Origin of the sequence: Mycolicibacterium tusciae (genome assembly GCF_002086795.1) — a bacterium.
Classification (GTDB): Bacteria; Actinomycetota; Actinomycetes; order Mycobacteriales; family Mycobacteriaceae; genus Mycobacterium; species Mycobacterium tusciae.
Map to the genome: position 1 here is coordinate 1 of NZ_MVIM01000038.1, position 9826 is coordinate 9826.

10 protein-coding genes and 2 pseudogenes are annotated in these 9826 nt (G+C 64.5%); 7 read left to right on the forward strand and 5 right to left on the reverse strand.

Annotated elements, in window-relative coordinates; genetic code table 11:
- Positions 1–120: 120 nt before the first annotated feature.
- Both BST47_RS29810 and BST47_RS29815 read left to right on the forward strand, forming a co-directional pair.
- Positions 121–1611, forward strand: a complete 1491-nt coding sequence (locus BST47_RS29810; protein ID WP_083129347.1) for a complex I subunit 4 family protein — start codon at positions 121–123, stop codon at positions 1609–1611.
- Entirely contained in the window at positions 1608–3023 is a 1416-nt protein-coding gene (locus BST47_RS29815) for an NADH-quinone oxidoreductase subunit N (RefSeq protein ID WP_420094074.1), read from the forward strand. Before BST47_RS29810 ends, BST47_RS29815 begins: the two co-directional genes overlap by 4 nt.
- A gap of 100 nt (positions 3024–3123) precedes the next feature.
- Here the strand turns inward: BST47_RS29815 and BST47_RS29820 are convergent, their stop codons facing one another.
- Positions 3124–3705: a DUF1942 domain-containing protein gene (locus BST47_RS29820; RefSeq protein ID WP_083129348.1), complete on the reverse strand. Its 582-nt coding sequence runs from the start codon at positions 3703–3705 to the stop codon at positions 3124–3126.
- Between the two features lie 364 nt (positions 3706–4069).
- Between BST47_RS29820 and BST47_RS29825 the strand changes: the two genes are divergently transcribed.
- The 3 genes from BST47_RS29825 to BST47_RS29835 all read left to right on the forward strand — a co-directional run bounded on the left by BST47_RS29825 (position 4070) and on the right by BST47_RS29835 (position 5108).
- A complete protein-coding gene (locus BST47_RS29825; RefSeq protein WP_083129349.1) occupies positions 4070–4279 on the forward strand; it encodes a heavy-metal-associated domain-containing protein in 210 nt (69 codons plus the stop codon).
- 94 nt (positions 4280–4373) lie between these two features.
- A complete protein-coding gene (locus tag BST47_RS29830) occupies positions 4374–4619 on the forward strand; it encodes a YHS domain-containing protein (RefSeq protein ID WP_083129350.1) in 246 nt (81 codons plus the stop codon).
- Positions 4620–4781: 162 nt separating this feature from the next.
- Positions 4782–5108, forward strand: coding sequence for a metal-sensitive transcriptional regulator (locus BST47_RS29835; RefSeq protein ID WP_013470201.1), 327 nt, complete (start codon positions 4782–4784; stop codon positions 5106–5108).
- A 14-nt stretch (positions 5109–5122) separates the two neighbouring features.
- Here the strand turns inward: BST47_RS29835 and BST47_RS29840 are convergent, their stop codons facing one another.
- Positions 5123–5530 (reverse strand): four-helix bundle copper-binding protein, encoded by a 408-nt coding sequence (locus tag BST47_RS29840; protein ID WP_083129354.1) that lies wholly within the window; start codon positions 5528–5530, stop codon positions 5123–5125.
- Between the two features lie 411 nt (positions 5531–5941).
- On the opposite strand from BST47_RS29840, the gene BST47_RS29845 reads away from it, so the two are divergent.
- Positions 5942–6145, forward strand: a complete 204-nt coding sequence (locus BST47_RS29845) for a hypothetical protein (protein ID WP_083129351.1) — start codon at positions 5942–5944, stop codon at positions 6143–6145.
- A gap of 89 nt (positions 6146–6234) precedes the next feature.
- On the opposite strand, the gene BST47_RS29850 is transcribed toward BST47_RS29845, so the two are convergent.
- The gene (locus BST47_RS29850) at positions 6235–6690 is read right to left on the reverse strand and encodes a rhodanese-like domain-containing protein (RefSeq protein ID WP_083129355.1); all 456 of its coding nucleotides are present in this window, start codon (positions 6688–6690) and stop codon (positions 6235–6237) included.
- Between the two features lie 932 nt (positions 6691–7622).
- On the opposite strand from BST47_RS29850, the gene BST47_RS29860 reads away from it, so the two are divergent.
- Positions 7623–8018, forward strand: coding sequence for a hypothetical protein (locus BST47_RS29860; RefSeq protein WP_234809931.1), 396 nt, complete (start codon positions 7623–7625; stop codon positions 8016–8018).
- A gap of 162 nt (positions 8019–8180) precedes the next feature.
- Here the strand turns inward: BST47_RS29860 and BST47_RS29865 are convergent.
- Positions 8181–8569: pseudogene (locus BST47_RS29865) on the reverse strand (BlaI/MecI/CopY family transcriptional regulator).
- Positions 8570–9584: 1015 nt separating this feature from the next.
- Positions 9585–9758 (reverse strand): annotated as a pseudogene (locus BST47_RS29875) (integrase core domain-containing protein); the annotation flags it as partial.
- Between the last annotated feature and the right edge of the window lie 68 nt (positions 9759–9826).

Here is a 9826-nt window from a genome sequence, read left to right on the forward strand (position 1 = left end):
AGGTAGTACTGGTGCAGCTGGCGCGCCGACCGCAAACCGGCCAGCTGCACCAGTACTACCTGGCCGCCGCAGTGCTGCTGGTCGCCGGCTTCGTGCTCCTCGTGACGGTGAGGTGACGTCGTGCTGACTGTGATCGTGTTTCTGCCGCTGGGCGCTGCGCTGGTGTTGCTGGCCGCTCCCCGGCTGGCCGGCCGGGCCGCCAACGCGATGTGGGTGGCGGTCACCGCGATCGACCTGGCGCTCATCGCGGTGGTGTGGGCGCGCTACGATGCGCCGGGGATCAACGAGTTGGCGTTCGAGGAGCAGGTCCCCTGGATCCCCGGCGTCAACAGCAGCTACCACATCGGCATTGATGGCCTGTCGCTGCCGCTGGTGGTGATGACCGCGGTGATTTTCCTGGCATGCGCGATCTTTGGGCTGCGCAACGAGGACCGGCCCCGGCTGCAGGCCGCGTTGTTTTTGTTCCTGCAAAGTGTCAGCCTCGGGTTGTTCGTCGCAGCGGACCTCATCTTGTTCTTCGTCTTCTTTGATCTGTCGATCGTGGCGATGTACTTCGTCATCGCCGGCTGGGGACACGGCGGTGCGGCCCGCTCGGCGCTGAAATTCTTCCTCTACACCTTCCTGGGATCGCTGGCCCTTCTGGTGGGCTTTATCGGCCTCTACATCGCCGCCGACCCACACACCTTCGACATGCTGGAGCTGGCCGCCACCACACCGTTGGCCGGCAGCCCGCTGGCCGGCGGCTTGGTGCTGGCCGCGATCCTGCTCGGACTGGCGGTCAAAACCCCCACGGTGCCGTTTCATACCTGGCTGCCGCCGGCGCACACCGACGCGCCCGCCGTCGGGTCGGCGGTGCTGGCCGGGGTGCTGCTGAAAATGGGCACCTACGGATTCGTCCGGGTGGCGATGCCGATGCTGCCGCAGGCATGGCGCGATTGGGCGTGGCCGATCATCGCCGTCGGCGTCGTATCGGTGATCTACGGGGCACTGGTCGCGCTGGCCCAAACCGACCTCAAACGCATGATCGCCTACACCTCGGTCAACCACATGGGCTACATCGTGGTGGCCGTCGGCGCCGCCGGTCTGACCGCCAGCGGCACCGCCGACGCGCGAGAGGTCGCGGTGGTCGGTGCGGTCACCCAGATGGTCAGCCACGGCCTGATCACCGCGGCCCTGTTTCTGCTCGCCGGGGTGTTCTATGACCGAGCGGGCAGCTATGACATGGACTCCTACGGCGGCCTAGCCGGCCCAGCGCCCAAGCTGGCCGCGCTGTTCGCCGTGGGCGCGTTCGCCTCACTGGGACTGCCGGGATTTTCGGGTTTCATCGCCGAATTCCAGATCTTCGCCGGCAGCATCGCCGCCGCCCCGATCACAGCTCTGGCTCTGCCTGGCATCCTGCTCACCGCCGCACTGTTCCTGCGCGCGCTGCAACGTGTCTTCACCGGTCCCACACGCGAAAATTCGGTCGACTTCACCGACCTGCGGGCCTCTGAGACCGCTTCGGTGTCAATACTTCTCGTGCTCAGTGTGGCCATCGGCCTGATTCCTCGACCGTTGCTGGACCTGATCGAACCGGCCGCCGCCGCACTGGTCGCGCTCGTCGGGAGATGACGGTGAATCCCGAGGAGGCAATGCGGCCACTGCTGATGGCGCCGGAGATGCTCATGTTCAGCGCCGGTTTGGTGGCGCTGATCGCGGGCTCGTTTCTGCCCCGGCGGCGGCAATGGTGGGTCGGGGTGATGGCGGCCGCGGTACAGGTCGGTGTCATCGGCGTCGCCGTGGTGCAGATGGCCGGCCCGGATCAAATGGCTTTCGAGGGCGCGTTTTCCGTCGACACCGCGACCGGCGTGGCCCGGATCGCCTGTGCAGCCGGGTTGGTGTTGATCTGGGCGGTGGCCGGCGCGGAAATGCGGGCATCGCCGCGTGAATCTGAAACCTATGCCCTGCTGATGTTTTCGACCAGCGGGGTTCTCATTTTGGCCGGCGCAGAGGACCTGTTGCTGCTGGTGGCCGGATACTTTCTGGCCAGCATCGCGCTCTACGGGCTGGTGGGGTTGGTGCGCTCGGCCGCCGCGGCGGAGGCCGCCATGAAGGCCTATCTGATGGGTGCGTTGTTCGGGATCTTGCTGATGCTGGGCGTCACGCTTCTCTACGGACTCACCGGCGCGACGCGCTACCCGCAGCTAGCGATGACCTTGGGTGGCGCTCCGGCGGTGGCAGTCGCGGCCGGAGTGGTCGGTGTGCTGGCGGGCCTGATGTTTGAGGCCGGTGGTGTGCCGGCGCACTTCTGGGTGCCCGACGCTGCACAGGGCGCTAACGCCACCGCGGCGACGTTTCTGACCACCGTGCCCAAGATTGGGGCCCTGGTGGCGCTGTATCGCCTCACCGCTGCGCTGCCCGACACCCTGGCCTGGCCGGTATTGATCGCCGTCTTTGCCGTCGCCAGCATGACGTTGGGCAACCTGGCCGCCTATTGGCAACAGGACCCGCGCCGGCTGCTGGGCTGGTCCACGGTCAGCCAGGTCGGCTACCTTCTAGTGCCGATCACGGTGGCAGGCAGCAGCGAGCTGGCTCTGCCGTCACTGCTGTTCTACCTGGTGGGCTACACCGTCACCAATATCGCGGCGTTCGCGGTGACCGCGGCGCTGCCGGGACGCCGCGATCTCGATTCCTATCGCGGCTTGGCCCGAGCCCGCCCGTGGCTGGCCGGCGCGCTGGTCGTGGCGCTACTCGGTCTGGTGGGCACCCCACCGACGGCGGTGTTCATCGGCAAGGTGACCACCGCCGCCGCGGCCTGGGACGGCCGGTATGCGTGGCTGGCCGTCGTGGTGTTCGTCAACACACTGGTCAGCTTGTTCTACTACCTGCGCTGGATCATCCCCGCCTTCGCGCGCCCCGACGAGGCCGGGGATGCCGACCAAACGGCGGCCCAGCATTGGCCCGCCGGCGCCGCAATCTTGGCCGCCGCGCTCAGCCTCCTTCTAGGCATCATCGCCGGGCCAGTTTGGCAGCTAGTCACCTGAACCGCATCGTCATCGATGCAGGTTTCGCGCAGCGATACGACCGGACAGTGTCCCGGAAGTCATTGCAGGACAAGGACAACACACCCCATGTGACGAGCCACTACATTGTGCCTGTGCAGTGGGGACAGTCGTCCATTGCCATCGGCATCGGCCTCTCCATGGGCATGGGCATCGGCATTTGCATCGGCATCATCATGTTGCCGTTGCAGCACCACATCATCGCCGGAGTCGACCCGCCATTGGTGTAGATGACCGCGATCGGATCGGCACCCGTCACATCGAAATAGACCTTGCCGGTCGAAGTCTGGCCTTGGCTGATGGTTGCGCCGGGAATGGAGCTGGGACTCGCCAGCTGCCACAACACCTGATAGCGCTCACCGGAAGCCGACACCGCATACACGTTGGGAATGATCGGTGTCACAGCGCCCGTCAACGCCTCCACCGAGGCTGTGGCCTCCCACAGTCGACCGGCCAATGGATAGCCGGGCGCCGTGTCGGTACTCGCGCGCAGGTCACTGACCGACCACTGCTGGACCACCGCACCGCCGGCATCGGTCAGCTTTTGCGGCGATCCGAACCGATGAGGGCAGCTGTCAGGCGCTGCGGTCGCCGTCGGCATACCGACGCCTACGGCCACCAGCATCGCCGCCCCGGCGACAAAGATCCTTGCCAATCTGCGCACGAATGTCGTCCTTTCAGCATGTGGAACCGCGGGCAGTCCGCGCCGCCCGCCATCCTATCTACGTACCCACACCGTAGAGCATCGGGCCCGTCGATGATCGGCTCTCGCGCTGTAAGCCTCCACATGGCGTCGCCAGCCCCATTCCAGCGGACGTCCGTTCCTGGCTGTGGCGAAGACGCGAATGACGGACACTGGCGGAATACCCGCGGGGGGTATATTGTCTCTTTGGTGGATACCCCGCCGGGGTATGAAAGGAGCTGCGTCATGTGCGCAAGCAGGTGACCGTCGGTTGGCGCCTTCGCAATGCGGCGAAAGGCGCTGCCTACACAGACATTGCCCACAGCTAGCGAGGAAGGAATACATCATGGCCACCAGCGAATACCAGGTGACAGGCATGACCTGCGGGCACTGCGAGATGTCGGTGCGCGAGGAAGTCGGTGGGATCGACGGTGTCGAGCAGGTCGACGTCAGCGCGGCGACCGGCAAGCTGGTCGTCACCAGCACCGAGCCGATCGACGACGCGGCTGTACTCGCCGCTGTCGACGAAGCTGGCTATACCGCGGTGCCAGTCTGATGACTTTGCCGCGCAAGAGCCTTGAACAGCCAAAACGCCACGTTGGCAGTGATTGGCCGACGTGTGAGCCCAACCCGAAAGGACACCCTCAACCATGACAGATCACGGCGCTGCCACCGGCGCCAGCCATCACCACCACGAGCACGAGCATGACCACGACCCGGTGGACCCGGGCGTCGACGCGGCCGAGTGCCCGGTCATGCCCGGGCGGTTCGTGGCCAAGGCCAAAGCCGAAGCCAAGGGCTGGGTCCGCCAGTACGCCGGGCGCACCTACTGGCTGTGCTGTGCTGGCTGCGTCCCTAAGTTCGACGAAGACCCGGCGAAATACGCTGTTGCATAACCCTTGATCGGCGCTGGGTGGTGTGGCGCGCGGCGGACATCAGCCATCGCCGCATTTCGCGCGACAATATCTGTGAACTACATCCAACAGGAATCCGCTGGGATACGCGTAGGCCTGCGGTCCCGGGGTGTCAATCCCGGGTGCACCATCTGGGAGGACAAAATGCCCACATCAGCAACGAAACCCACACCCGCGCAGACGCCGCCGCGGCATGGCTACATGACGGACAAGGACCGGTACCTGGACCGTCTCAAGCGCATCGAAGGACAGGTGCGCGGAGTGCACCGGATGGTCGCAGACGAGCAGTACTGCATCGACATCCTCACCCAAGTCAGTGCGCTGACCCGGGCACTGCAAGCGGTGGCGCTCGGTCTGCTCGACGATCACCTCAAACACTGCGTACTCGACGCCGCGCACGCCGGGGGCGACGACGCCGACGCCAAGATCAAAGAGGCCACCGACGCCATCAATCGCCTGGTGCGCTCGTGAGTCGCGGGACGCGGTCAGCCCAATGACGTCAGCAGCTGTCGGCAGGCTTGCTCACAACGCCGGCAGGACTCCGCGCAAATGCGGCAGTGCTCATGGTGACCAGCGTGGCGGTCACACTCGTCCCCACAGGAGCGACACGCCGCGGCACACGCCTCCAGCATCACGCGGGTCAGATTGGCGTCATAACCGGTATGGCGGGACAGCACCTGCCCGGTCGCCGCGCACACGTCGGCGCAGTCGAGGTTGGTGCGCACACAGGTGGTGAGCTGCTGCACGGAGTCTTCACTGAGGCAGGCGTCGGCGCAGGCGGTACACGCTTGCGCGCACTCCAGACACGCCTCGATACAGGACGCCAACGCGGCGCGGTCGATACCACCCAGGTCTTGCGGATAAGTTTCCAGCATCTTGCTCGCGGTACTCATAGCGTCCTCCATTTGCATGACACGTATCGCATGGGCTGACCGTGGCGTGACCCACGGTCGACAGCCGCATACCCATCCCCCCCTATGGTCAAACCCCGTTTCGGCGATGGGCAGCCGCCCCTGCAGCGCACGACAGCTTCAGCGGGTCTCGCACCGAATGCTGTTGATACGAAGCGGCTTTCGAATCGAAGTCGGCACGCCTGGCCAACTTCTTGACCGCGTTGGACGCTGTGGAGGGTCGCGACGAACGACGCTGCTGCCGCCAGGCCGTGGGCGCCAGCCACGCTGTCGTGGCACCGAGGAGTCGCGTCGAGCGTGGGGACGAATCGATTAGCATCTGTGTACCAGAACAGTAGATGTAGTGCGGGCTGTCAACGCCGCGGTCCCGCCGGTCCAGCCCAATGGAGGGACGTGGGAAGGCTTCAAGCCATCGACCGCCAACTCGAACTGCTCAGCGCGGTTAGCGCGTCCATTCGCAGGCTCGGTGGCCACCCCGACACCTCTTTGATCGATGAGCTTCTCGATGAACGCTGGGAATGCCAGTGGCAGCTACGCGACGTGCCGGCCACGGTGAGAACGGACCACGGTGCTGCAGCCTTTCGTGACGCCGGGTGACCCATGTCGTTGGGGGCGTAGGCACGACTCAGACTTTCCTGTGACGACGGGGTGCGCAGGCGGGCGTCGGTTCGTCGAGCCGCAGATGGTCAGCGCCACACCAGCGTGCGGCCGCTTTGTTGCCAGGCCTGCATTCCGCCGGATAACTCCACCACGTCGTGATAGCCCAGGTTGGCCAGGGTTGAGGCGGCGATAGTGCTCATCCGTCCGGTACGGCAGTAGACCGCCAGCGGAGTGCCGCGAACCGTCGGCAACCTGTTGATCTGCGCCTCGATTTGGTCGAACGGAATGCTGACATCCGTGCCGGCGATGTCGCCTTCGTAGGGCACGTGCACGTTGATGGTGACCCGCTCGGGTGCGGCGATAGCCTCGGCGAATTGTTGCGGTCCGATTGAGCGAGGTGCACGAGCCGCAGTATCGGTCTGCCCCGCCGGCGGCGGTGTCGCCGACGATGTCAGCGGTTCGGCGGGAGAACCGCAGCCAACCAGTGTCAGCACCGCACCGACGATGGCGACGTGGACACGCACGCTCAGGATCAACGACATCACCTCCACTATCGTACTAAGCGCGATAGTAGGTCGAAGGCTCGCCCCACCACGTCATCGTGACGACGCTGAATCGGGATCGCACTCTCCCATCCGCTGCCAGGGCCGTCGTGGCCTGTACGCGGCACCCGATCAACGGATACCCTTGGGGGGTATTTCGTGGTGTGGAGAGGAGATAGGGATGAGCACAGCTGTGAAGCCCAAGGCGGCGGGGCTGGTGGGCGTTGCGCGGCATCCTATGGTTCGCGCGGTCGTCAAGTGCGCGGTGATGTGTGCACTTGGCGCCAACACCAGGCAACGGCGCGCCGTGAAGCACGACAGCAAGTGCTGCCCATGAGCACCGGGCTCTGGGTGCCGTATCGCCGTCCGTCGATGACGTGTGATCCAACGCATCTGAATTGAACACGTTAGCGGCGGGTTCAGTGCGGCGTGGATGCACGGTGGCGGCGGATTGCGTCACCACCGTGCCGCCGGGTCCCAGAAGCGGGAGGGCTGTCCCGATGACCGAGATCGCGCTTTCCCCGCCATGGTCAGCAGGACGCGTCGACGTAGACCGTCGTGTACAAAACGCGCTTAACAGTTTGGTCCCGCCCATCTGGCGAAACTCGGTGACCTCGCGGCCCGGGCGCACCCGCTGACCGTGCACTGCTCCAGCGGCGCTGTCCCCACCTTGTTGAGGATCACCTTGTAGCCGTTGAACTCCAGTCTGTTGACAGTGTCCTGGACATGCTGTTAATGCCGGTGCAGCTGAAGATCGCAACCCCCATAAGAGCCCAAACTCGGGTTTGGGCGACTAGGTCACATGACAGCGGCTTCTGCTGGTCGACAGTAGGCGACTGGGGCGGCAACACCAGCTAGGGTCGGGTCGCCGCCCCAGCCGCGGTAAAATACTATCAAAGTCCGTAGATGCGGTTGTTCGTCACCGACGGAATGTGCGGCTCGAGGCGGTTGCCCCCGATGCCGACTCCCAGCTCATCCCAGATAGGGTCGTGGCTCGCCGAGGTGGCCAGACGCTCACTGCGCGGCTGAATGAAATTGGCACAGGCAAGTTCACCGGCACCATTCGCCTGCCCGAACAGGGACGGTGGTTCGTCTACGTCGAGTTCGGGCGCGCCGGCGAAACCATCGAAGCGTGGCTGCCCGTCGACGCGCGCTGGCAAGGAACCACCTCGGCCGAGCGTGAGCTCTACGTGCCCGCCGGCACGCAGCCCCCAACGGCGACGCAAATCGCCAGCGGCGCAGCGATCTACGCCCTCGGTCTCATCCTGCTCGCCCTAGCCCTCATCCAAACGCGGCGCATCGCGCGGCGCCGCCACAATCCAGCCTGAGTTCCGCCACCGGCTGATCCAACTGTGTAGCAAATGGGGTCGGCCAACCCCTCATTCCAAGCGGAATGGCCCTTACGGCAACGCCATAGGCGACGCCCGGTTTGCTGCCTCGCGTGAAGGTGACGTTTGCGCGCAGTGACCGAAATTGCTCTTGGGCCGCACTCAGCAGCGCTTGGCTGCACGTTTCCTGGGTCGTCGCAGCGCTGCGCGTAGGCGCGCCGACTCCCCGGGGGCCGATCTGTTCGAGGAAGTAGGTGAGCACCAGTTCCGGTTGGCCACCGGAATTCAAGGCCTCACGCATTAGGCTTTGCGCTGTGTTGCTCCCGAGTCAAGGTCGGCCGATACCGGTAGGCCCTGCCGTCGCGCTCCCGCGCCAGCTAGCCCTTGCTGTGCAGATTGTCCATCGTGGACATCACTGTGGTGTAGGCGATGTCGCGCTCTGCGGCTAGTTCATCAAAAAACTCTCGCACCGTCGTGGTCGTGCCTGATCCACGGTTCCAGATGCGGTCCATGATGACAGCTTCAAGTTCGCCAAATCCACGTGTGCGCACCGTTGGCCTCCCGGCTGTCCATGTCGAGCCTGTGTCCCGCATGGTGCGCGCCTTCGACGGAATGCGTATTGTCTACGTACCAAGAGCGTAACGCCGTTTCGAACGGTTCGGAAACCGAGGCTGGCAGGCCAGGGCACGACAACTTCCTCGCCCGCAGGCAAACATCGACGCCCGGCACTGGTTCAGCGAGCAGATTCCGCGCGGTCTGCGCTCATCGGCCCTGAATGGCCGCGTTGGTATCCCCGCATTTTCACCGAGATGCGGTTTGGGTCATGGCGTTTGCGCTCGTCGTGCTGAGATCGGTGGATCCTGGTTTTGGCACCGCGCAGACGCATCCTGCGATGGCGTTGAGTGAACCGTCACCACAGGCTCCGGTTGCGACGTCGCCCGAGACGATCGCACTACTGTCAACGAACCTGTCACCATCGGCGCGCGCGATCGTGAGCGTGCTCCCTGGTTGGTTGTTGACGAACCGGCGTTGGACTGGGCATTGGTCTACTCCATATCGGTTGAGTGCGGCCCACGGGCGGCCCTGACCGTCGAACAGTCTTCTGGTCGGTAGGCCCGCATCCACGCTTCGCACCTCGCGGAGATGCACGTCGGTGCGCCTCGCCGGCAGCGACACCTGAGAGCGCGCAACTCGACCGTTGGTCGAATCCCTCGGCGCCGATCGGTTACCGACAGCCTTTTTTTATGAACCCGGCAGCGCACAGGGGCACGGGTCCATCCTTGACGACGGCATAAAACGCGAGAAGATAACAATGGCCACTGCTTCTGTGAGCCGGTGTTCTCTACGGATACGGTGCATACGTCTTTCAGTAGTACCTCCTTCGTTGTGTCGCACGATAGTTGGAAGGTGGCCGCGTGCGGGAGCAGCTATGCCCTTTTGGACTGCTTGGAAGTGGCTTTCGCCCTCTTGAATTCGTACATTGGTAAACCGGCACAACGACTCCAGCGCGACGCGTCTGCAAACCATCTCGTGCCGTCGAAAACAGTGCTGACTAGATGTACTGAGTCATGAGGTTGGTGTCAGTCGGCTGATCGGTGGGAGGCCGCCGAGTGCGCTGTGACGTCGTTGAGTGTTGTAGTAGTCGAGCCAGGGGGCAAGGGCTGCGGCGCGTTGGCTGTTGGAGGTGAAGACGCGTTTGTAGGCGCATTCGGTCTGCAGGGTCCGGTTGAGGCGTTCGATGCTCCTATGTTTGTCAAGCCGCGTTCGAGTTGGCTTTGTCGGCGAGTGAGTCTGTCTGGGCGCGTGGG